This is a genomic window from Rhodococcus sp. T9N (genome assembly GCF_024436645.1).
GTDB lineage: Bacteria > Actinomycetota > Actinomycetes > Mycobacteriales > Mycobacteriaceae > Rhodococcus_F > Rhodococcus_F qingshengii.
The window spans coordinates 22,574-44,997 of sequence record NZ_JAMSKS010000007.1 but is presented as its reverse complement, the minus strand read 5'-3'; the positions used below and the strand labels follow the sequence as shown (position 1 = coordinate 44,997).

The window sequence follows — 22,424 nt, the reverse complement described above, 5'->3', positions numbered from 1 at the left end:
CGATCGACGACGCTCGTGATACCGACAATCCCGAAGACGGGGTCGGTGACTACAGACTTCATCGTCCGCCTGCCCCATCCAATCGATAGGTTCCGCGATGTCAGACAAGATATCCAACAGCACTACGAGCGACGGAAAGCCGTTGCCGGAGAAAGCGGCCCGTAGCCGAGTTGCCATGGCAACCCTGGCCGGCACAACTCTCGAATGGTACGACTTCTTCCTCTACGGCACAGCCGCCGCGTTGATCTTCAACAAACAATTCTTCCCGAGCCTGAGCCCCACGGCCGGCACGCTGGCTGCCTTCAGCACCTTCGCCGTCGGGTTCATTGCACGGCCGGTGGGTGGACTCGTGTTCGGGCACTTCGGTGACCGGATCGGGCGCAAGGCCACGCTCGTGGTCTCATTGGTGATGATGGGCATCGGGTCCACACTCATCGGCCTCATCCCGAACTACGACTCCATCGGTTTCTGGGCGCCCGTCCTCCTGGTGGCGATGCGCGTCGTTCAGGGCATCGGTCTGGGCGGTGAAGGCGCCGGCGCGACACTCATGTCGATGGAGCACGCGCCGGCGGGGCAGAAGAATCTCTATGCAGGTTTCCCTCAGATGGGCACACCCGCCGGACTGGTTCTCGCCAACGGCATCTTCCTGACGACCAACGCCGTGATGTCGGACTCGGCATTCGCTTCGTGGGGTTGGCGAATCCCGTTCCTGCTCAGCTTCGTTCTGGTGGCGATCGGTCTGGTGATTCGCCTGCGCGTCACCGAGTCGCCGTCATTCGCCGGGATCATGGAGAAGGGCGAAATAGTCCGCTTCCCGCTGCGTGAGTCGCTCAAGGTCGGCTTCCCCCGTTTGTCTCTCACGCTTGCCGCGTGCTTGGCGAACTCCGCCGTGGCGTACGCCTTCATGGTGTTCACCCTGTCGTACGGAACTCAACATCTGGGCTACGACAAGCAATTCCTGGTGCTCAGCGTGACCGCGGCAGCAGTCCTGTGGTTCCTTTCCATCCCGTTCTGGACAAAGATCGCCGACAAGTACGGGCGTCGGCACATGTTCATCGGCGGATCTGCCGCAATCCTGTTGTGGTGCATCGTGTTCTTCCCGCTCCTCAACACCGAGAACAAAATGGTCGCCGTCATCGCGTTCCTGGGCATGGGCCTGATCGTTCCGGTCACACATTGTGTCCAGGGCAGCATCATCGCCGATACCTTCCCGGCCAAGGTCCGCTATTCCGGCTCGTCTCTGATCCTCCAGAGCGGTGCAATTCTCGGCGGTGGACTGGCACCGATGATCGCCACGGCTCTGCTCGACGCCACCGGATCTTCGGTCGGTGTGACCTGGTATCTCGCCGGGGTGTGCACGATCAGCCTGGTCGGCGCCATCGCACTGTTCAAGATTGTCCCCGATTCGTCGCGGGGCTTGGAGCACGAGGAGATTCGCGTCTCCGAAAACGCCTGAGTCCTGGTTGATCCGACATCGGCCCGTTCCCTCTGGAGGGAACGGGCCGATCGGCGTTTCACGGTCGCATGAGCTCAGTTGCAAAGGACTCCAGCGTCGCGATCAGGGCCTGCGCGGACGGACTCGACGTGCGAGTCGCCGACGAGGTGATGCCGACGCTGTGCCCGATCGGATCGAGTGTGATGGACAGGGTGGTCAAGCGCGCATCGTCGCGGGGGATGAGGCTCGGTAGTACCGCGATCATGTCGGTCTCGACCAGTAGCTGACGCACGGTGAGGAAAGAGGTTGCCTCGACCCGATTTTCGGGCAACGGCAAGCCGTTCCGGGCGAAGAACTCCTCGAGTTCGCGTCGGAGCACTGTCTCGACCCCGGGAAGGATCCAGGGGAAGCCGCGTAGTTCTTCGAGTTGGACGTCCTCGCGGTGAGCGAGCGGGTGATCTACGCGGGTGACGAGTTCGACGGATTCGGCGTAGAGGTTCCGTCTTGTCGCGGTGTCATCGGTAGGTGAGGTGAGCCGGCCGACGATCAGGTCGATTCGGCCCGCTTCCAGATCGGTGAGCAACTGCTCTGGCGTACCTTCGCGCACGACGACGGTGAGCAACGGGTGGTGAACCTTCAGGCGCGCGATAGCGCCGGGAAGCAGCACGTTGGATCCGGCGAGATGTGTTCCCACGATGACGGTTCCGCGATTGGCGTCGGCAAGTTCGACGACGTGCCGCCCGGCTTCGGTCAGCTGCGCGATCACGGCCCGTGCATGAGTTGTGAAGGCCTCGCCGAAAATGGTCGGGGTGATGCCGCGTGGGCCGCGGTCGAAGAGCGAGACACCGAGAATGGACTCGATGTCGTGCAGACTCCGAGTCGCGACGGGTTGCGTGATGTGAAGTGCGGCAGCGGCGCCGACCACACTGCCCTGACGGCTCAATGCGTCGACGAGCAGGAGATGGCGGAGTTTGAGTCGCCCGTCGAGGAGCTTGGGCATGTCCATGGAGCAATCCTAGACGGGATTTCTCCGGGTGGGTAGGCGCCCGAAGTTGCTCAGGAGAAGGTGATTCCGATCGATTGGGACGAGGCGTACTTCTCCCAGGTTTCGCTGCTGTCCGGACTTCCCGTGTGCGCAAACGACGTCCAGTGCCGGCGTATCCGACGGCCCAGTGCGTCGATGCTCTGCCAGTCGCTGCTGCCCAGCATCGGTGAGCCCTGCCAGGACTGCTCGGTTCCCAACACGAAGGGTAGTTCTATGCAGTGAGTTGCTCCGAAGACGTCGTCCGTCGGTGCCCAGTCGAAGCGGTACGTGTACACCGACGCGCCGGCCGCTGTGAAGGTCTCGGCCAGCTCCATTGCCGGTTCGGCAAACATGTTCTGTGTCAGTGCCTTTTCGGCGACGTGTTCGGGATCGGGTACTCCCGCTACGTCGCGCACGAAAGCAGATCCCTCGTCTCGGGTGTATCCCACGATGACGTCAGGCGCTGTTTCGAAAGTTCGGATCACCGGTTCCAGTTCGGAGATCGGCGCGAAGGGCGGTTGCACGACATTGGGGGACCGCCGGCTGAACTCGACAGCCGTGCCGCGGAATGCGTCGAGAATGTGGGAGAGCGGCGCGGTCCGAGGATCTCCGTCGAGCAGTCGGGCAAACGTCTCCCCGTTCTCGATCGCGGCAGCCTGCGTGAAGTTGAGGTCCGGCCGTGGAGTGCTCTGCAGAATTGCTCGATGGAACAGAGTTCGAGAGTTGTTACTGCTCAACAGATTCACAATCGAATGAGCGCCGGCCGACTGCCCGAACACGGTGACCGAGTCGGGGTCGCCGCCGAATGCCTCGATGTTCTCGCGCACCCACTCGAGCGCTGCGATCTGATCGTGGACCCCGAGATTGCCTTCGCTGACGCCGTCGAGGAGGAGGTATCCGAGCACGCCGACGCGATAGTTGACCGACACCACGACGACGTCGCCCTCGGCGGACAAAGCGCCGCCGTCGTACCAGGGGAGTGAGCCGCCGCCACTGGAGTACCCGCCACCGTGAAGCCACACCATCACCGGGCGATGACCGGTCAGCGACGGGGTTGTGACGGTGACGGTGAAGCTGTCCTCGCTGTGCTCCGGTTCGGGGAGCGGTGGCCCCATGATGCGTTCGAGTCGTGAAGGTGGTTGGGGGAAGACCGTTCCAAGCGCTGTGGCGTCGAAGACGTCGGAGAACGGTTCCACCGGTCGCGGCTTCTCGAAGCGCGGTGCGCTGGCGTAGGGGATCGCACCGAAGTAGTAGGAACCGTCACGCTTTCGGCCGCGGACCTTCCCCGAAGGGGTGGATGCGATCACCGTCTCGAACGAGGGCATGGGTTCCTTTCTTCTTGTGCATGCTTTTTCGAGCATGCCAGGTGGATGCCGCGGCACAAATGCCTTTGTGGTCGTGCGGTATGCGTTACGGCGTGAGTGCCTGTACCAGTCGATCTTCGAGTCGCGTCGTCACTCGGCTGTAAACGGAACCGTCGTCCAGGGCCCGGGACATCACGATCGCCCCTTGGATCCCGGCCACGGCTTCTTCGGCGAGTCCGATGGAATCTTCGGCACCGACGAGTGCCGCCTCGAGAGCCGCTGTCCATTCGTCGAAGTATGTTCGCACCCTGGCGCCGAAGCGGTTTCGCTCTTCACCGAGTGCAAATGCGCCGAACAGGCAAATGCGTTGCCCTGACCGAAAGTAGTCGCCCGCGGTAGCGAACATGCTCTGGATGCGCTGCCTCGGTGGAACCGATTCTGCTCGAAGAGGTTCGAAGACTTCGCTGCGAAACCATCCGTCGACCTCGTCGAGCACCACCTCGGCCATCTCTTCCTTCCCGCGCGGAAAGAAGTTGTAGAGACTGCCTTTGCCCAAACCGGTGTGTTCGGTGATGACGGCCAGGCTTGCTCCGTCGAACCCGTAGGTTCGAAACACGTTCGCGAGAGCGGGAATCGTGTCCGAGCGTTCAGCTACCTGTCTGGCCATGGATTCATCCTTTCATCACAGACCCAACTCGCTCAGGCCCGGATGATCGTGCGGGCGTGGTCCGGTCGGATCCCAGAAGAACTTTCGCTCGGACTCCTCGATGGGAACGTCGTTGATGCTGGCATGACGGTGGTGCATGAGTCCGTCGGCGTCGAATTCCCAGTTCTCGTTGCCGTAGGAGCGGAACCACTGCCCGTCGTGATCGTGCCACTCGTACGCGAATCGCACTGCGATGCGGTCGTCGCTGTGTGCCCACAACTCTTTGATCAACCGGTAGTCCAGTTCGCGGGTCCACTTCTCGGTCAGAAGTTCGACGATCTCGGATCGGCCGGTCACGAACGTCGACCGATTACGCCACCAACTGTCCGGCGTGTAGGCCAGTGACACCTTGTGCGGGTCGCGGGAGTTCCATCCGTCCTCGGCGAGGCGGACCTTCTGGACGGCAGTTTCGTGAGTGAAGGGCGGAATCGGTGCTCGGACGGTCATTGCGGGGCCTCTCGATCAGATATGTACCTATCGGTACAGACTTTACCGATAGGTACAACAAGAGTCCAGTGAACGACTTCGGCCGCCCCCACCGAAGCGGGAGCGGCCGAAAGAGTCGAACAGGAAGAGCTAGCGCGCGCGACGAGCGAGGCGCTCGGAATCCGAGATCAGGACGCTCTTGCCTTCGAGGCGAAGCCATCCGCGGTGTGCGAAATCGGCGAGCGCCTTGTTGACGGTCTCGCGGGAAGCGCCGACGAGCTGGGCGATCTCTTCCTGCGTGAGGTCGTGAGTGACGCGCAGGGCGCCACCTTCCTGAGTGCCGAAGCGCTGCGCGAGCTGCAGGAGCGCCTTGGCGACACGGCCGGGAACGTCCGTGAAGATCAGGTCGGCCAGGGTGTTGTTGGTACGACGCAGACGGCGGGCGAGAACGCGCAGAAGCTGCTCGGCGATCTCGGGGCGCTGCTGGATCCATGCCTTGAGAGCGTCGCGGTCCATGCTCACGGCGCGAACCTCGGTGACGGTCGTAGCCGTCGAGGTGCGGGGGCCGGGGTCGAAGATGGACAGTTCGCCGAACATGTCGGACGGGCCCATGATCGTCAGCAGGTTCTCGCGACCGTCGGGTGAGCGTCGACCGATCTTCACCTTGCCGGACACGATGATGTACAGGCGGTCACCGGGTTCACCTTCGTTGAAGATGACATGTCCACGGGGGAAGTCGACGGGCTGCAGCTGCTTTGTCAGCGCCGCTACCGCTGAGGGCTCGACTCCTTGGAAGATGCCGGCTCTTGCCAGGACGTCGTCCACGTGCGCTCCTTGTTGGGATTTGTTCGTTTGTGGTGTCATTTTTGCGCTATCTATCTTTGTACCCTCGCTGCGCACAAACCGTCGTACACAGGCTCAGCCCTCATGAGTGAGACACTGTGTCCAATGCAATCTGTGTTCAATGCAACAGGTACGGCATCGAAGTCTACGTCCCGTTAGCTCGCGACGAGTGATTGATGCCACGTAAGAGCCGAAAATTCTTCCGGAATCTGCTGCGGTGACTACTTTGTATGGCCGTCAACTTGCCCGTTGTGTCCGGATTTCGCCCAGGCTGGCGCTCTCGGGAGCCTCCGACTGACGGCCCTTACGCCTCCGGTGGAAGCGGGCGAACGCATGGGGAAACCCATCGCTTGCCAGGCGGGCGACGTCGTCGTGACTTGCCTGGTCGAGGAAGTCTTCTACTTCATGCTCTTGGACCGAGAGCCGACGCAATCGCCCTTCGACTCGTTCCATCGCCAGGGCAAAGAGCATAAGCAGTAGCGGAAAGAGAATTACTGCGAGTCCTTGCATAGGGGGAAGTAAACACGTCGAAGGTCTCAGAATCGACACGACGGAGTCTCCACTCATGTCGTATCCGTACAGTTGTCTGAGTGCAGACCACCCCGACAGGCAGTTCAGAGCAGCGGAAGAAACCGCGTTCGGGGGGTGCGCGGAAGGAAGAATCACACCTCGGATTGGTACGCCGGGCGCGTCGGATGAATCGTGAGCTCGCTGTGGCTTTCCCACACGTGTACTGCGAACTCGACTTCACGACTCCGTTGGAACTGGCAGTGGCGACAATCCTGTCGGCGCAATGCACCGACGTCCGCGTCAACATGGTCACGCCGGCACTCTTCGCCCGTTATCCCGACGCAAAGGCATACGCGGAAGCCGATCGGACCGAACTCGAGGAGTACATCCGCTCCACCGGCTTCTACCGGAACAAGACGACGTCGCTGATCGGACTCGGTCAGGCGCTACTCGAACGCCACGACGGGCAGGTCCCGAACAAGCTCGAAGATCTGGTGAAACTCCCAGGCATCGGACGCAAGACCGCGAACGTCGTGCTGGGCAATGCCTTCGACATTCCGGGAATCACCGTCGACACCCACTTCGGTCGGCTCGTGCGTCGGTGGAAGTGGACCGAGGAAGAAGATGCCGTCAAAGTGGAACACGCCGTCGGGGCACTGATCGAACGTAAGGAATGGACTCTGCTCTCGCATCGCGTGATCTTTCACGGCCGACGGGTCTGCCACGCGCGCAAGCCCGCGTGCGGTGTGTGTGTTCTGGCCAAGGACTGCCCGTCGTACGGTCTCGGCCCGACCGACAAAACCGAGGCCGCGGCCCTGGTTAAAGGCCCCGAGACCGATCATCTGCTCGCCCTGGCAGGGTTGTGATCACCGATGACAAGTGCCGGAAGATGGTCTCTCGCTGCGCTCGTGGTCGTCGCGGCTCTCGTCGTGGCGATCTGGCCGCGCGGAGGAGACGACACGACGCCCACCTCGACGGGCCCGTCCTCGTCCGCGTATCAGCCGCCGACGTTCACTCCGTCGTCGGAATCGCTCGATCAACTCCGTAGCCAGGCGGCTCTGGCCTCCTGCCCGACTCCGACCGGCGAAGCGCCTGCCGGCTCGGCTCTCGCCGGAATCACCCTCGACTGCGTCTCCGACGGAGCGCCCGTCGACCTTGCCGCAGCGGTGGGCGGAAAGCCGACTCTGCTCAATCTGTGGGCGTACTGGTGCGCGCCATGCGCCGAAGAGCTTCCGTACCTTCAGGAATTCGCGGAGCGCGCCGACGGCAGCATCAACGTGCTGACCGTGCATTCGGATCCGAATCAGGAGAACGCTTTGACGCGACTCATCGACTACTCGGTGCGTTTGCCCGGCGTCCAGGACGGTGACGGCAAGGTACGGATCGCAGTGGGCGCACCGCCGGTGCTGCCGGTGTCGGTGCTCGTGCGCGCGGATGGAACAGTCGCCAAGGTCTTGCCCCAACCCTTCCGCAGTGCGGACGAGATCGCCGCCGCTGCGGCGCAATATCTGGGAGTCGTCGTATGAGCACACCGGTTCCCGAGTGGTTGCGCGCTGTCGCCAGCACCCAGCCCACCGATCCCCATCGGATCAACCCCGTCCTCGAGCGTCGCGCGCCGCGCGGCACCGTGACGCGTCCGGCCGCGGTGCTCGTGCTCTTCGGCGGACCGCGTGAGGCCGACCCTCTCGCCGTCGGCGGCTTGCCGGAGGGCGCAGACGTCCTGCTGACCCAACGGGCGTCGACGATGCGTCAGCACAGCGGACAGGTCGCATTCCCGGGCGGCGCCGCCGATCCGGGCGACGACGGCCCCGTCGGCACCGCGCTGCGTGAAGCGCAGGAGGAGACCGGGCTCGATCCGAGCGGAGTTCAGCCGCTCACCGTGCTGCCGGAGATCTTCATCCCGCCGTCGGGTTTCGACGTGACGCCGGTGCTCGGCTACTGGGAGCAGCCGACGACGGTGGGCATTCAGGACGAGGGCGAGGTCGGACGGGTGGCCCGGGTGCCGCTGCGCACGTTGCTCGACCCCGACAACCGGTTTCAGGTTCGACATCCCCTCGGGTACCAGGGCCCGGCGTTCCGCGCCGACGGCATGCTGGTCTGGGGGTTCACAGCAGGAATACTCGCGGCGCTGTTCACGGTGTCGGGCTGGGAGATTCCGTGGAACTACGAGGACGTGAGAGACCTGGACACAGCGCTGTCCGAGTTCGGTGAAGGTGTCGAGGATTCGGCGGTGCCGCGATGACAGGTTCTCGTTGGGTGGACATCGCGATCGTTCTGGTCGCCCTCATCGCGGCCACGTCCGGATGGCGTCAGGGAGCGGTGGCGTCGGCGCTGGCGTTCGTCGGCGTGATCCTCGGTGCCGTCGCCGGGATTCTGTTGGCGCCGCACCTGCTCGTGCACGTCACCGAAGGCAAGCTGCGCATCCTCGCGGGCATCTCGCTGATCGTCGTGTTGGTCATCATCGGCGAGGTCGCCGGCATGGTGCTCGGACGCGCGGCGCGCAGCGGAATGCACAGTCCGACGGCGCGATCCGTCGACAGCGTCATCGGTGCGGGTCTACAGGCGGTGGCTGTCGTGGTCGCGGCGTGGTTGCTCGCGATTCCGCTCACTTCCTCGTCGCAGCCGAATATTGCCGCAGCTGTTCGTGGTTCGGACGTTCTCGCCAGCGTGGACGAAGTGGCGCCGCAGTGGCTGCGCCGCATCCCGACCGAGTTCTCGGCGCTGCTCGACACCTCCGGCCTGCCTGACGTCATCGGCCCGTTCGGGCGCACGCCCATCACCGAGGTCGAAGCACCCGACGCGAGCGTTCTCGCCAGTCCGTTGGCGGCGCAGTTGCGTCCGAGTGTTCTCCGCATCAACGGCGTCGCACCGAGTTGCCAGCGCGCGCTCGAGGGATCCGGATTCATCGTCGCCCCCGAACGCGTCATGACCAACGCCCACGTGGTTGCCGGAACCGAGAGCATCACCGTGGACACCATGGAGGGCGCACTGCCCGCGCAGGTGGTTCTCTTCGACTCCGCCGTGGACATCGCGATTCTGGCGGTTCCCGGATTGGACGCGCCGGTGCTGCCGTTCGCTCCGGAGCAGGCTCGGACCGGTGACAACGCGTTGGTGCTCGGCTACCCCGGCGGTGGTCCGTACACGGCCAGCGCAGCCCGCGTTCGTGAGGTCCTCAACCTGAACGGGCCGGACATCTACAAGGCCGGAACCACCCAGCGTGAGGTCTACACCGTCCGCGGATCCATCCGGCAGGGCAACTCGGGTGGACCGATGGTCGATGATCAGGGGCGGGTCCTCGGCGTCGTGTTCGGTGCTGCCGTCGACGACAGTGACACCGGATTCGTCCTCACCGCGCAGGAAGTCTCGCGCCAGTTGAACGCGGCTGCCTCGGCATCGACGCCCGTACCGACGGGCGCGTGCATCCTGTAGCGGTCACTTCTCCGTAAGGAGGAAGTCCCCGAGTTCGCGATTGACGCGCTCGGGGGCTTCCTGATGCGCGTAATGACCGACTCCGGCAATGGTGCGCAGTTTCTCGCCGGGAGCCCAGTGCTTGTCGCGACGCACGGTACGGGTGAGCACGTACGGGTCGAGTTCGCCGTGAATCTGGACGATCGGAATGCGAAGAACCTGATCCATCAAACGCATGAAACGTCGGCCCTCGGGGCGGAGCTGGCTGCGGAAGGCCCAACGCTGGTACTCCAACGTGGAATGCGCGACGCCCGGGATCCGGATCGCGGACCGCATCTTGCTCATGACGTCTGCGAATTCGGGTTGCTGCGGCCAGGTGGGGCCGGACCGCGAGCGAACCAGACGCTCCACTTCGGCGCCGTTGTCGGCCGTCAACCGACGTTCCGGGCGTAGCGGTACCTGATAGGCCAGGAACGAGGGCAAAAGCGCGCGGCGCTGATAGGGGTCGCGGACGACTGCTTTCTTGAGCGCCATCGGGTGTGGAGACGAGATCAGCGCGATCGACCGCACCAGGCGTGGATGCAGGAGCGCGGTCGCCCAGCACACCAACCCGCCGTCGGCATGACCGATCAGCGTGGCCTTGCCGTAACCCATCGCACGAATGAGGCCGGCTACGTCACCGGCGAGCGTCCAACCGTCGTAGCCGCGAGGGGGCTTGTCGGAATCACCGTACCCACGAAGATCCATGGCGACGACGCGGAATCCCTGCTCCGACAGTGCCGTCAACTGATGGCGCCAGGACCACCAGAAATCGGCGAATCCGTGCAACAGGACCACCAACGGAGCATCCGGCTCCGCGTCGCCTACCTCGACGACGTGAAACCGGATGCCGTTGGCGTGAATGTCCCGGTGAATCCAGGGGCCGTCGAACCTGACGGTGGATGGATCTGGGGCTGCCACTTTCGATCAGACTCGCTACCGGCGCGCGTTGAAATCGACCGACGGCTTTGCGTCGTCATGGCTGCCGGGGATGACGTTCTTGGCCTGCTTGAGCGATTCGATCGTCTTCTCCGGAGCCCTCAGCTTGCGCACGCGCAGATAACCGAGCAGCGCCAGAATCGCGGTGGTCACCACCATGATCAGGAAGACGATGAGGAACGCCAGCCAGCGCGGCACCCAGGTGTCGAGCATCTCGGCCAGGAAGAAAAAGAAGAAGAACGAGCTGAACAGCAGAACCGTGAAGGCCAGGATGAAAAAGACGCTGCCCTGCAGACCCTTCTTGACCTCGCCCGTCACCTCGGCCTTGGCAAGTTCGACCTCGGCGCGCACGAGGGTGGAGACCTGTGCGGTCGCGTCCTTGACGAGGGCCCCGATGGTGGCCTCGCCCGGCGTGCGGGCGTCCACATCGGTGAGAGGGATGGAAGAGACCGTGTTCGGTACTCCATCTCCGGTGAAGCGCTGGCTCTCTCCGTTGGTCAAGCTCACTTGTCGACCTCTCCAGGTAGTTCTCTCGCGTCCGTGGCAATGGCGGTGGAAGCGTCGTCTCGAGCCGCATGAACTCGTCCACGTCGCCACAGCAGCGCTGATCCGATCAGCGATGCCACCAACGATGTCACGAGAACTGCGGCCTTCGCTATCTCGGCCTCGCTGCCATCGCCGACCCCGTCCAATGCGAGGTCTGCTACAAGCAGGCTAACGGTGAACCCGATGCCACCGAGAACTGAGAGGGCAAACATGTCTCTCAATTCCAGTGTCTTGGGTTTGGTTGCTATCCCCAATTTGATCGCGAGCAGGGAAATTCCGAAGATTCCGACGGTTTTGCCGACCAGAAGACCGACGACAACCGATTGCCCGACGGGGTCGGTGAAAATGTCGCCGAGCACCGCCGCGTTGATCGGAACACCGGAGGCGAACAGTGCGAAGACGGGGACACAGAAGCCTGCAGAGTAGGGCTGAATACGGTGCTCGAGACGGCTACCGGGCGCGTACTCCTCGTCCGGATCGCGCCTCACCCGGGTGAGTAAGCCGAGCGCGACGCCCGCGAGTGTGGCGTGTATCCCCGCTTCGTGCATCGCGTACCAGGTCAGTAGTGCCAGCGGGACGTAGAGGAACGGCGTCGTGATGCGTTTGTGTTGGGCGTAGGCGTAGGCAGCCAGGGCTGCGGCCGCGGTCAGCAGCCACAACATCGCGAGGGAACCGGTGAACAGTACGGCGATGAGGATGATCGCGAGCAGATCGTCGACGACGGCCAGGCTGAGCAGGAAAACTCGGGCGCTCGCCGGGATCTTCGAGCCGGTCAGCGCGAGCACGCCGAGGGCAAAAGCGATGTCCGTCGCGACGGGAATGGCCCAGCCCTTGTCCATGCCGGGCGTACCGAAACCGATGGACGCCGCGATGATCGCGGGAACCAGGACGCCGCCGCACGCCGCGATGATCGGGAGCATCGCGGCTTTGCGGTCCGCGAGTTCGCCGACCACCAGTTCACGTTTGAGTTCGAGGCCGGCGACGAAGAAGAAGACGGCAAGCAGTCCGTCCTGCGCCCACGTGCCCAAGCTGAGGTCGAGATGGAGTGCGGACGGACCGATCTGGAAGTCACGTAGTGCGATGTAGCTCTCACCGAAAGGAGAGTTCACCCAGATCAGAGCGAGGGCGGCAGCGATCAGGAGGATCGATCCGCCCACCGTTTCGGTGCGGAGGTAGCGGGACAGTTCGGAACGCAGGGTGGAGATCACGCGTGGGGACGACCTTTGTTCGTGCAACCGAATTCGGATGCAACAGACATGAACGTGATCGACGTTGTGACGCATCGAATGCACGTGCCGACCAGACTTCCCGGCTCACCTTTACGGAATTTTATCGCGGATTGCCCGCTGAGCCGAATTCGCGAACCGAATTTGCGTCGGAAAACCCCGCGGGTGTTCAATTCCTACTGATTGGGACTCTATCCCACCAATTGGACATCTTTCGTATAACGGCGCAGGAGCATGTTTTGAGCACGTCAGTCAGTGAGAATCCACCCAAGCCGGAGGGCGGCGACGCAGATACCGTCGCCGGAGTGCCGCGCAGCCGAATCGTGGTCGCCAGCATGGTGGGTACGTCCATCGAGTTCTACGACTTCTACATCTATGCAACAGCGGCAGTATCGGTGTTCCCGCACCTGTTCTTCCCGAAGGGCAACGACACCACCGCGCTTCTCGCGTCGTTGGCGACGTTCGGACTCGCGTTCGTCGCCCGTCCCCTCGGTTCGATTCTCTTCGGGCACTTCGGTGACCGCGTCGGACGCAAGGCAACTCTGGTCGGCTCGTTGCTGACGATGGGCATAGCGACCTTCCTCATCGGACTACTGCCGACCTATCACCAGATCGGACTGCTGGCCCCGGCGTTGTTGGCGCTCATGCGTTTCTGCCAGGGTCTCGGGCTCGGCGGCGAATGGTCGGGTGCGGCTCTGCTCGCGACCGAGACAGCCAAGGAAGGCAAGCGGGCCTGGGCGGCGATGTGGCCGCAACTCGGTGCGCCCATCGGCTTCTTCATGGCCAACGGACTGTTCCTGATCATCACGTTGTTCATGAACCACGACAATTCCAGCCCGGACCTCGAGGGTGCCTTCCTGAGTTGGGGATGGCGAATTCCGTTCCTGCTCAGCGCAATCATGGTGATGATCGGCCTGTACGTCCGGCTCAAGCTCGAGGAAACCCCGGTGTTCGCGCGCGCAGTCGAGCGCGGCGAGAAGGTCAAGACTCCGGTGGCCGAGGTATTCAAGACCAGTTGGCGTCAGCTGATCATCGGTACGTTCGTGATGCTCGCGACGTACACGCTGTTCTACATCATGACCACCTGGGTTCTCAGCCACGGAACCGGCAAGACGCCGGCCGACGGTGGAACCGGTGCGGGCTTCAAGTACACCGATTTCCTTGTCCTGCAGTTGATCGCAGTCGTGTTCTTCGCTGCCGCCGTGCCGGTCTCGGGTTGGCTCGCCGACCGTTACGGGCGTCGTATCACCTTGCTGATCATCACCGGTCTGATCATGGTGTTCGGCTTGACCTTCGGTGTCTTCCTCGAACCGGACGGAATGAACGACGGTCGCATGTTGGCGTTCCTCATCGTGGGCATGCTGCTCATGGGCCTGACCTTCGGCCCGATGAGTGCCGTTCTCCCGGAACTCTTCCCGACCAACGTCCGCTACACGGGCTCGGGAATCGCGTACAACACGGCCAGTATTCTGGGCGCAGCGGTGGCGCCGTTCATCGCCGTCTACCTCGCGAAGAACTACGGCGTCGGTTGGGTCGGCATCTATCTTCTCGTAGCGGCGACGCTGACTTTTGTCGCGCTGCTGGTCATGCGTGAGACGAAGGGTGAGTCGCTCGACGATGTAGGGGCATAACCCTGCTGTGCGCCTTTATTAACCCCCGGCGGTTAATAAAGGCGCACAGCAGTTGTCAGGGAAGCTGAGCAGGCAGGACGTGCTCACCGGTCTTGTCGGTGCTCAAGGCCAGGGAGCTGATGTACTGCTTCTCGCCGTTCGGGCCGGGAACGTTCGACGCGAGCATGTCGGGACGCTCGAATTCGATTCCGCTGACGCAGCACAGAAGCGTTTCACCGGAAGGGTTCCCGTACTCGTCGAACATTGGCAGATCGATGCCGTCGTCGGTGCGTCGTAGGTAGTACTTTCCCTTGGTGGCGACGGCCAGGACCGGCGGCATCACCAGCGCGATGACGATTGCGACGATCGGGGAGAACGGCTTGATCGCCGAACCGAAAGCACCGAAGAACGCCAGGATCGAAATGCCCGCGGCCAGCAGCATCGACACGAAGCCGACGGGGTTGACGTCGTAGAGCATCCCGCGTCGGAACTCGGGGACTTTCGGGGAGAGCTTCAACCAGTACTTGTTGATCGCGATGTCCGAGGCGACGACCACGACCCAGGCGATACCGCAGTTGGCGTAGAAGCCCAGGATCGTGTTGAGGAAGTCGAACATGTTGGCTTCCATCAAGATCAGTGCGATCGCCAGGTTGACCAGAACGAAGACCATGCGTCCGGGGTAGGTCTTGGTGACGCGGGTGTACGAGTTGGTCCAGGCCAGTGAGCCGGAGTACGCGTTGGTGACGTTGATCTTGATCTGGCTGATGACCACGAGGATCACGGCCAGCGTCATGGCCAGCAAATGCGGCATCATGTCCTGGTAGATCTCGAGGAACTGGTGCACGGGCTGGTTGGCGATCGAAGATCCGTCGACGACGTTCGCGATGATGTACACGGCGAGGAACAGTCCGACGATCTGCTTGAACGCGCCGAAGATCACCCAGCCGGGGCCGGCGAGAATTACTGCAGCCCACCAACGACGGGTGTTCTCCGGCGTCTTGGGCGGCATGAAGCGTAGGTAGTCGATCTGCTCGGCGATCTGTGCGATCAGCGACAAGCAGACACCCGCGGCCAGCATCACCGATCCGAAGTTGACGCCCTTGCCGTTTGCGCCGTCCTCACCGCCGAAGGCGAAGAACGCGCTCACCGAATCAGGGTGCTTGAACAGCAGATACAGGAACGGCAGCACCATCATGACGAGCCACAGAGGCGTCGTCCACACTTGGAGCTTTGCCAGAGCCTTCATTCCGTAGATGACCAGTGGAATGACCATCAGGGTCGAGACCGCGTAGCCGATCGAGAGTGGGATCCCGAGCCCCAGTTTCAAACCCTGTGCCATTATGGAACCTTCGAGCGCGAAGAAGATGAAGGTGAACGTCGCGAAGATGACGTTGGTGACCACCGAGCCGTAGTAGCCGAAACCGCTTCCGCGAGTGATCAAATCGAGGTCGATATTGTATCGCGCGGCATAGTAGGCGAGTGGGAAGCCGGTCGCCATGATGACGACGGCAAACACGGCGATGCCCAGCAATGCGTTACCGGTGCCGTACGAGATGCCGATGTTGGCGCCGATCGAGAAGTCTGCGAGATACGCGATTCCGCCGAGCGCGGAGGTCGCGACGACGCCGGTTCCCCATTTGCGGTAGCTGCGTGGCGCAAATCGGAGGGTGTAGTCCTCCAGAGTCTCCTTCAGTGCGGCATTCTCACCGAGATCTGCCCCGTCCGGTGCGCCGGCGGACACCTGCTCGTTCACTGCTGTCATGACGTCACTTCCCCTGGGTGCCTGTGCATGTGCACTTTGTGGTGCAGGCACCCAACCTAGGGAGGTGGCGTTACGCGGACATGTTTGAAATGTGTCGCCCACGTTGCGGATTCGATCCGCAACGTGAGCGAGCACTCATGGGACTTTCTTTACCTGTATCTGATCACCAACTGCCCGCGCCTGCAAGGCGAGTGGTTGCGTCCCGACCGGCCGAAGGTCGAGAACGGCGGCGGCCACCGGGTCGGCCAAAACGTTCCGGATGGTCCGGCGCAGGCCACGTGCTCCGTACACCGGGTCGAACCCGCGCCGTTGCAACAGGGCGACGGCGCTGTCCTCCACCTCGACGTCGATGCCTCTCCTGGCCAACCGAGTCGTGATCAGTTCGATCTCGAGACGGGTCACTTGTTCCGCGGTCTGTTCGTCGAACTCGTCGAGGATCACGGTTTCGTCGATGCGGTTGAAGAATTCGGGGTCGAAGAACTTCTCCAACGCGCGTTGCACCAGATGATGACCATGGCGCGGTCGATCGATCCGGACGCGATCGGCGAGCTGCCGCAGGTGAGAGCGCCGACGTTCTGCCACCGCAGCAGAGCCGAGATTCGAGGTCAGGAACACGTAGCTGTTGCGGAACGAGATCTTCTGCTGACCGTTCGCCAACCGGAGTTCGCCGTTGTCGAGGACCTGCAGGAGCGCACGCAGCACGGTGGGGTCGGCCTTCTCCACTTCGTCGAACAGGACGATTCCGGGGGTGTACGGATCGCCCTCGACGGTGTTCTTGTCGAACAGCGTGAAGGACTCCTTGCTACCGGCATATCCAGGTGGAGCCCCGGAGAATGACGCCGCATAATGCTCTTGCGCAAGAGCATTCATGTCGATGCGGCACAGATCATCGGGTCCTGACCGTAGTTCTGCGGCCACGCGCCGCACCAATTCCGTCTTGCCGACGCCGGTCGGGCCAACGAGAAGGATGTTTGCGAGCGGACGCGTCGGATCCGTGGCACCGACATGCGCGATCGAAATCGCACGAACCACTGCGTCGACGGCGGCCTGTTGTCCGACGATCTTGGAACTCAGGGCTTTCGAGAGCTTGCGAGCGTCGAAGGCCCCGACCGGTACGGGTTCGGTTCGTTCCTCGGCCGGCGGTGGTGCTGCTGCACTGTTCCGGTCATGGAGCATGTCGGTGATATAAGGCACAGTGAGATCCTTACGCTTCGATTGTCTTCTCGACCGGCAGGTTTCCGACGCGACAATCCGCTACACCCACTGTGTCTCGGGTGATGGCCTCGACGCGTTCCTGAGCCTTCTGGGCGTCGGTGACCCACAGCTTGTAGAACTCGAACGGGCAGTCCGCGACGCCCTTGTCTCCGTCACCTGCTGCGTGGACACCGGAGTAGCCGCGATGGAGGAGTTTGAAGATGTGGTTCTGGGACTGATCGTTCTCGCGTGCGTCGCGAATGGCTGAGACGGAAAGCTGCGCGTACTGGATTCCGTATTCTTCTTCGCCGGTTTCACCCAGCGTCCGGCCGTCGAATCCGATGATCGCGGAGTGTCCGAAGTAGGAGTAGACGCCGTCGAATCCGGCCGCATTGGCAACTGCCACATAACAATTGTTGGCCCAGGCCATTGCCTTGGACATCATCACCTGCTGGTCCTTGGCGGGGTACATGTATCCCTGGCAACGGACGATCAGTTCCGCACCCTTCATCGCGCAGTCGCGCCAGATCTCCGGGTAGTTGCCGTCGTCGCAGATGATGAGCGAGATCTTCAGCCCCTTCGGGCCTTCGGTGACATACGTCGTGTCTCCCGGGTACCACCCTTCGATGGGGCACCAGGGCAGGATCTTTCGGTACCTCTGAACGATCTCGCCCTTGTTGTCGATGAGGATCAACGTGTTGTACGGGGGCTTGTTCGGGTGGTCTTCGTGCTGTTCGCCGGTGATGGAGAAGATTCCCCACGTGTCGGCTTCGCGGCACGCTGCGGAGAAGATCGCGGTCTCGTCGCCCGGGATGGTGGCTGCTGTCGCGTACATCTCCTCTTCGTTGTACATGATTCCCTGCGTGGAGTATTCGGGGAAGACCACCAGATCCATTCCGGGGAGGCCGGTCTTCATGCCGATCATCATGTCGGCGATCTTGCGCGCGTTCTCGAGGACGCCGGCGCGATCGTGCAGGCGGGGCATCTTGTAGTTGACCACTGCTACGCCGACCGTGTCGTTGCTCGAGGAGATGTCACCGTGTCGCATTGTCTTTCACTCCTTGGTTGTGTCGATCAGTTGAAGGCTGGACGGGATTGGGGTACTGCGGTTTTGGGTGCAGCGAGGATCTTGGCCAGGCCCAGGAGAACCAGAAGTGCTCCGGCCCAACCGGCCGCGACGGCGGGTGTGGTGTGGAAGTTGTCGGTCAGGATCAGAAATGCGGGGACCGTGCACGTGGGCTGGCTCAGGAGGACCGCTGCCCAGCCGGTGAAGCGACTGAGATTCTCGCGGCCGAGCCCGAGTACCAGGAAGAACAGCGTCCACAGCGCTGCCCATGCGAGCCAGATGACCCCGAAGACGGGGTCGTTGCTCACTGTGAAAGAGAGGAAGGAGTACACGAGCGCGGCGCACGCGACGAACAGCGAGAACCACCCGATTCCTTCCGGCTCGAAGCCGGCGAGATTGCTGATGCCCACGTAGAGATAGGTGAATCCGAACAGATAGAGCCCTGAGGCCGCCAGGACGGCACTCGAATCTCCCTGAGCCTGAATCAACATGACGGTGGGGACGACGCATTGAAGTGCGCCGACGAAGAGGTTGAGGACCGAGGCGGATCGAACGGGAACTGTGCCGAGCAGCATCAGTCCGTTGACGAAGAGGACGGCTCCCACGTAAAGCAAACCAACACTGCCCATCGGGCACCTCCGGTTACTTCGGGACGGTTACTTCGGGACGGGTTACTTTCAAATGAAATGATTCCAAATGAAACTAAGTGATGCGCGCCACAGAAGTCAAGAGGGAGATCTCAGGGAAAATCTCAGAGCGTTGCGATGATCGAGAAGTCGAGTCCGTCGGCGACGGCGAGCTGAATCTTCTGCCGTGCAACACGATCACGAAACTCGACGGTTCCGCGAGGCCCGTCGTACGCGGCACCCTCGACGACGGCGTCCAGGTCACGCGGATGAGTGCTGTCGGCGCGCCGCACCAGGGCCGAAAGGGTATGTATCCCTTCGTAACACGATTCGGCGGCATTGTTCAGCGCCGGAGCGTGCGCGCCGTGCAGTGCAACGTAGCGCCCGAGAAGATCCATGGAGTTGCCGTCGACCATCGAACGGAAGTACGCGGCGGAGGCAAACAGGTTGCGGGTTGCCCTCGGCCCGCTCGCGAGCAGCATGTTCTCTTCCATCAACGGGCTGAACCGGATCATCGACTCGTCGAGGCCGCGGCGGGCGAAGGCGCGGTTGAAATCGACGGCGTCCTGGCCGACGAGGAGCATGATCACGCCGTCGCAACCGGAGTTCGAGACGGTCTCGACCAGTTGTTTCATGTTGCCGCGCCCCAGGTCGACAAACGAACCGCCGACAAGGCTGAGATCGAGTTCGGTGGCGAATTGCCTCACGGCTCCGAGAGAGCTGTGCGGCCAGATGTAGTCGTCCCCGACGACAAACCACTTACGCGCTCCGACGTTGTCGCGCAGCCACTTCAGCGCCGGCGCGATCTGCTGCCGTGGTGTTTCGCCGGAGCAGTAGATGCCGGACCTGACCTCGCCGCCCTCGTAGAGCGAGGTGTACGAGTACGGAATGCGGTCCGCGACCACGGGTGCAAGAGCGTGGCGGACAGAGGAGATGTGCCAACCGCTGACGGCGTCGATGTCGCCGGCGTCGAGTAGTTGTCCCACGCGGGCGGCGACGACGCTCGGCGAAGCGCCGCCGTCGATCACTTCGATCTGGACTTCGCGTCCCAGCACGCCACCGGAGTTGTTGAGGTCGCGGGCGGCCAACTCGCTGATTGCTTCGCAGGAGGGGCCGAACAGTCCGGCCGGCCCCTGAAGGGGAACCACCATGCCCAGGCGCCACACCGCGCTGCGCGCGCGTTCGAGCGCGCCGGTAGCGCTCATGCGTCGCCGCCGGAATCGGGAGTCAGCGGCCTGGCCTGGGTTACTATCATTTCATTTGAAAGTATTGCCCGAGAAGTGTGAACTGCGCAACAGCGGGGGAGCGATCAGTGGGAAAAAGTGACTCCGGAATTCTTGATGCGTCGCTGACGACTGCGCTGGTCCGAGCAGCTCGAATGGCCGCGGCAGCGGCGGAGAAGGCGCTGGCGGCAGAGAATCTCACTCTTGATCACTGGATGACGCTCGAAGCCCTGGCGTCGACCGAGGGGCTGACGATGGCTGAGCTGCGCGATCGAACGGGAACACCGGCTCCGACGCTGACGCGAGTTGCGGACAAGTTGGTCTCGCTCGCGCTCATCTACCGCGAAGTCGGGGAGGACGACCGTCGGAAGGTACGCGTGTTTCTCTCCTCGCGCGGAAAGTCCTTGCACAAGAGGGTTGCCGCAGACATCCGGGTAGCCGAGGAGTCCTGGCTGACGTCGAAAGAGGAAGTGAAGTTGCGAGAGGGGCTTCGCCCCTGTGTGCCTTTCCGGTAGTGGGGACTACCAAAAAGGCGCACAGGGGCCGAAGGCCCTACTTGCCGCGGATGGCGTCGAATACCTTGGGGTCGACCAGGGTCGAGGTGTCTCCGAGGTCGCGGCCTTCGGCGACGTCGCGCAGGAGGCGGCGCATGATCTTGCCGGACCGGGTCTTCGGCAGTTCCGGCACGATCGTGATCTGACGCGGTTTGGCGATGGGGCTGATGTCGGTGGAGACCTGAGCCTTGAGTTCGGCGATGAGGACGTCGCCGGTGTTCTCGACGCCTTCACGCAGGATGACGAACGCGACGATGCCCTGTCCGGTGGTCTCGTCCGCGGCACCGACGACGGCGGCTTCGGCGACTCCGTGATGGTTCACCAGTGCTGATTCCACTTCGGAGGTGGAGATGCGGTGACCGGAGACGTTCATGACGTCGTCGACGCGGCCGAGGACCCAGAGTGCGCCGTCGTCGTCGTACTTGGCGCCGTCACCGGCGAAGTACCAGCCTTCTTCGGCGTAGCGGGACCAGTAGGTGTCGCGGTAGCGGTCCATGTCGCCCCAGATGCCGCGGAGCATCGCCGGCCACGGCTCGTCGAGGACGAGGTAGCCGTTGCCGCCGGGGCCGAGGGGCTTGGCGTCGTCGTCGACGATCTTCGCGGAGATGCCGGGCAGTGGTGCCATGGCGGATCCGGGTTTGGTGGCGGTGATACCGGGGAGTGGGGAGATCATGATCGCGCCGGTCTCGGTCTGCCACCAGGTGTCGACGATGGGGGCTTTGTTGCCGCCGATGACCTCTCGGAACCAGCGCCACGCTTCGGGGTTGATGGGCTCGCCCACAGATCCGAGGAGGCGGATCGAGGACAGGTCGTGGGCGTCGGGGATCTCGCGGCCCCACTTCATGAACGTGCGCACGAGGGTGGGTGCGGTGTAGTAGATGGAGACGCCGTACTTCTCGATGATGTCGAAGTGGCGGTGCTCGTTCGGGGAGTTGGGGGTGCCTTCGTAGACGACCTGGGTGACGCCGTTCGAGAGGGGTCCGTAGACGATGTAGGAGTGTCCGGTGACCCAGCCGATGTCGGCGGTGCACCAGTAGACGTCTTGTCCCGCTTTGTGATCGAAGACGTTGTGGTGGGTGTACGAGGCCTGGGTGAGGTAGCCGCCGGAGGTGTGGATGATGCCCTTGGGCTTTCCGGTGGTGCCGGAGGTGTAGAGAATGAACAGGGGATGCTCGGCGTCGAAGGCCTGCGCCTCGTGCTCGGGTGAGGCCTGTGCGACGGTTTCGTGCCACCACAGGTCGCGGCCGTCGGTCCAGTCGACGTCGATGCCGGTCCGGTTGACCACCAACACGTTCTGGACGGATTCGGCGCCGGCGACGGATTCGTCGACCGCTGTTTTGATGGGTGCTGCTGCGCCGCGTCGCCACTGCCCGTCGACGGTGACCACGAGTTTGGCTTGGGCGTCGTCGATGCGTGAGCGTAGGGCGGTGGCGGAGAATCCGGCGAAGACGACCGAGTGGGTCAGGCCGAGGCGGGCGCAGGCGAGCATGGTGACGATCGCTTCGGGGATCATCGGCATGTAGATCGCTACGCGGTCACCGGCGACGAGGCCGAGGTCGGTGAAAGTATTTGCGGCGCGGCTGACTTCGGCGAGGAGGTCGTTGTAGGTCAGGTCGCGGGAATCGCCTGGTTCGCCTTCGAAGTGGATGGCGATGCGGTCGCCGTTGCCGGCGACGACGTGGCGGTCGACGCAGTTGTAGGCGACGTTGAGCTTTCCGCCGACGAACCACTTGGCGACGGGGGCGTCGGTCCAGTCGAGGACGTCGGTCCATTTCTCGTGCCAGTGAAGGCGCTCAGCCTGATTCGCCCAGAAAGCGAGGCGGTCGGTATCTGCGGCAGCCTGCAACTCCGGTCCCGCGTTGGCGGCCGCAGCGAACTCTGCGCTCGGCGGATATGCCTGGGGGACGTCTGTTTCGGCTGCGCTTGTCATGGCTGACGGCCTTCTTTCCACTTTGATCGACACTTTTCTGACTCCGTGTGAGG

The 22,424-nt window shown here is 62.9% G+C and carries 22 protein-coding genes; 7 read left to right on the top strand and 15 right to left on the bottom strand.

What is annotated here, in order from left to right; translation table 11 throughout:
- The first annotated feature begins 97 nt into the window (after positions 1 to 97).
- Positions 98 to 1,456 carry an MFS transporter gene (locus M1L53_RS13880; protein ID WP_042446679.1) on the top strand — a complete coding sequence of 453 codons (1,359 nt, stop codon included), beginning with the start codon at positions 98 to 100 and terminating at the stop codon, positions 1,454 to 1,456.
- Between the two features lie 58 nt (positions 1,457 to 1,514).
- Here the strand turns inward: M1L53_RS13880 and M1L53_RS13875 are convergent, their stop codons facing one another.
- The 6 genes from M1L53_RS13875 to M1L53_RS13850 form a co-directional block, all read right to left on the bottom strand.
- Positions 1,515 to 2,441: a LysR substrate-binding domain-containing protein gene (locus tag M1L53_RS13875; protein WP_003943516.1), complete on the bottom strand. Its 927-nt coding sequence runs from the start codon at positions 2,439 to 2,441 to the stop codon at positions 1,515 to 1,517.
- A 50-nt stretch (positions 2,442 to 2,491) separates the two neighbouring features.
- On the bottom strand, positions 2,492 to 3,784 hold the full coding sequence (locus tag M1L53_RS13870; protein WP_042922849.1) for a carboxylesterase family protein: 1,293 nt from the start codon (positions 3,782 to 3,784) through the stop codon (positions 2,492 to 2,494).
- 85 nt (positions 3,785 to 3,869) lie between these two features.
- Positions 3,870 to 4,430 (bottom strand): TetR/AcrR family transcriptional regulator, encoded by a 561-nt coding sequence (locus M1L53_RS13865; RefSeq protein ID WP_054187036.1) that lies wholly within the window; start codon positions 4,428 to 4,430, stop codon positions 3,870 to 3,872.
- 15 nt (positions 4,431 to 4,445) lie between these two features.
- The gene (locus M1L53_RS13860; RefSeq protein WP_007732407.1) at positions 4,446 to 4,916 is read right to left on the bottom strand and encodes a nuclear transport factor 2 family protein; all 471 of its coding nucleotides are present in this window, start codon (positions 4,914 to 4,916) and stop codon (positions 4,446 to 4,448) included.
- A 129-nt stretch (positions 4,917 to 5,045) separates the two neighbouring features.
- Positions 5,046 to 5,720 carry a Crp/Fnr family transcriptional regulator gene (locus M1L53_RS13855; protein ID WP_003943506.1) on the bottom strand — a complete coding sequence of 225 codons (675 nt, stop codon included), beginning with the start codon at positions 5,718 to 5,720 and terminating at the stop codon, positions 5,046 to 5,048.
- Positions 5,721 to 5,975: 255 nt separating this feature from the next.
- Complete coding sequence (locus M1L53_RS13850) at positions 5,976 to 6,248, bottom strand: hypothetical protein (RefSeq protein WP_039973294.1); 273 nt, start codon at positions 6,246 to 6,248, stop codon at positions 5,976 to 5,978.
- An 80-nt stretch (positions 6,249 to 6,328) separates the two neighbouring features.
- On the opposite strand from M1L53_RS13850, the gene nth reads away from it, so the two are divergent.
- Genes nth through M1L53_RS13830 form a run of 4 tightly spaced genes read left to right on the top strand, consistent with a single transcriptional unit; the run spans position 6,329 to position 9,677 of the window.
- Positions 6,329 to 7,114 (top strand): endonuclease III, encoded by a 786-nt coding sequence (nth, locus tag M1L53_RS13845; protein ID WP_003943471.1) that lies wholly within the window; start codon positions 6,329 to 6,331, stop codon positions 7,112 to 7,114.
- A gap of 6 nt (positions 7,115 to 7,120) precedes the next feature.
- Positions 7,121 to 7,774 carry a TlpA disulfide reductase family protein gene (locus M1L53_RS13840; protein WP_003943500.1) on the top strand — a complete coding sequence of 218 codons (654 nt, stop codon included), beginning with the start codon at positions 7,121 to 7,123 and terminating at the stop codon, positions 7,772 to 7,774.
- Positions 7,771 to 8,490 (top strand): CoA pyrophosphatase, encoded by a 720-nt coding sequence (locus M1L53_RS13835; protein WP_007732411.1) that lies wholly within the window; start codon positions 7,771 to 7,773, stop codon positions 8,488 to 8,490. The genes M1L53_RS13840 and M1L53_RS13835 overlap by 4 nt, the downstream gene beginning before the upstream one ends.
- The gene (locus M1L53_RS13830) at positions 8,487 to 9,677 is read left to right on the top strand and encodes a MarP family serine protease (RefSeq protein WP_003946095.1); all 1,191 of its coding nucleotides are present in this window, start codon (positions 8,487 to 8,489) and stop codon (positions 9,675 to 9,677) included. Before M1L53_RS13835 ends, M1L53_RS13830 begins: the two co-directional genes overlap by 4 nt.
- A gap of 3 nt (positions 9,678 to 9,680) precedes the next feature.
- On the opposite strand, the gene M1L53_RS13825 is transcribed toward M1L53_RS13830, so the two are convergent.
- Genes M1L53_RS13825 through nhaA form a run of 3 tightly spaced genes read right to left on the bottom strand, consistent with a single transcriptional unit; the run spans position 9,681 to position 12,472 of the window.
- The gene (locus M1L53_RS13825; protein WP_007732412.1) at positions 9,681 to 10,616 is read right to left on the bottom strand and encodes an alpha/beta fold hydrolase; all 936 of its coding nucleotides are present in this window, start codon (positions 10,614 to 10,616) and stop codon (positions 9,681 to 9,683) included.
- 15 nt (positions 10,617 to 10,631) lie between these two features.
- On the bottom strand, positions 10,632 to 11,141 hold the full coding sequence (locus M1L53_RS13820; protein WP_007732413.1) for a phage holin family protein: 510 nt from the start codon (positions 11,139 to 11,141) through the stop codon (positions 10,632 to 10,634).
- Complete coding sequence (gene nhaA / locus M1L53_RS13815; RefSeq protein WP_007732414.1) at positions 11,138 to 12,472, bottom strand: Na+/H+ antiporter NhaA; 1,335 nt, start codon at positions 12,470 to 12,472, stop codon at positions 11,138 to 11,140. The genes M1L53_RS13820 and nhaA overlap by 4 nt, the downstream gene beginning before the upstream one ends.
- Before the next feature lie 173 nt (positions 12,473 to 12,645).
- On the opposite strand from nhaA, the gene M1L53_RS13810 reads away from it, so the two are divergent.
- A complete protein-coding gene (locus tag M1L53_RS13810) occupies positions 12,646 to 14,037 on the top strand; it encodes an MFS transporter (RefSeq protein WP_003946096.1) in 1,392 nt (463 codons plus the stop codon).
- 55 nt (positions 14,038 to 14,092) lie between these two features.
- Here the strand turns inward: M1L53_RS13810 and M1L53_RS13805 are convergent, their stop codons facing one another.
- The 5 genes from M1L53_RS13805 to M1L53_RS13785 all read right to left on the bottom strand — a co-directional run bounded on the left by M1L53_RS13805 (position 14,093) and on the right by M1L53_RS13785 (position 19,869).
- On the bottom strand, positions 14,093 to 15,778 hold the full coding sequence (locus M1L53_RS13805) for a cytosine permease (protein ID WP_054187037.1): 1,686 nt from the start codon (positions 15,776 to 15,778) through the stop codon (positions 14,093 to 14,095).
- Between the two features lie 135 nt (positions 15,779 to 15,913).
- Positions 15,914 to 16,972 carry an AAA family ATPase gene (locus tag M1L53_RS13800; protein ID WP_007732419.1) on the bottom strand — a complete coding sequence of 353 codons (1,059 nt, stop codon included), beginning with the start codon at positions 16,970 to 16,972 and terminating at the stop codon, positions 15,914 to 15,916.
- 10 nt (positions 16,973 to 16,982) lie between these two features.
- Positions 16,983 to 18,020, bottom strand: a complete 1,038-nt coding sequence (locus tag M1L53_RS13795; protein WP_003946093.1) for an aliphatic amidase — start codon at positions 18,018 to 18,020, stop codon at positions 16,983 to 16,985.
- Between the two features lie 26 nt (positions 18,021 to 18,046).
- Positions 18,047 to 18,667, bottom strand: coding sequence for an AmiS/UreI family transporter (locus M1L53_RS13790; protein WP_054187038.1), 621 nt, complete (start codon positions 18,665 to 18,667; stop codon positions 18,047 to 18,049).
- A gap of 122 nt (positions 18,668 to 18,789) precedes the next feature.
- Positions 18,790 to 19,869 (bottom strand): substrate-binding domain-containing protein, encoded by a 1,080-nt coding sequence (locus M1L53_RS13785; RefSeq protein WP_007732424.1) that lies wholly within the window; start codon positions 19,867 to 19,869, stop codon positions 18,790 to 18,792.
- A 107-nt stretch (positions 19,870 to 19,976) separates the two neighbouring features.
- Between M1L53_RS13785 and M1L53_RS13780 the strand changes: the two genes are divergently transcribed.
- Positions 19,977 to 20,402 carry a MarR family transcriptional regulator gene (locus tag M1L53_RS13780; RefSeq protein WP_042446697.1) on the top strand — a complete coding sequence of 142 codons (426 nt, stop codon included), beginning with the start codon at positions 19,977 to 19,979 and terminating at the stop codon, positions 20,400 to 20,402.
- 37 nt (positions 20,403 to 20,439) lie between these two features.
- Here the strand turns inward: M1L53_RS13780 and acs are convergent, their stop codons facing one another.
- Positions 20,440 to 22,371 (bottom strand): acetate--CoA ligase, encoded by a 1,932-nt coding sequence (gene acs / locus M1L53_RS13775; RefSeq protein ID WP_042446700.1) that lies wholly within the window; start codon positions 22,369 to 22,371, stop codon positions 20,440 to 20,442.
- Positions 22,372 to 22,424 lie beyond the last annotated feature (53 nt).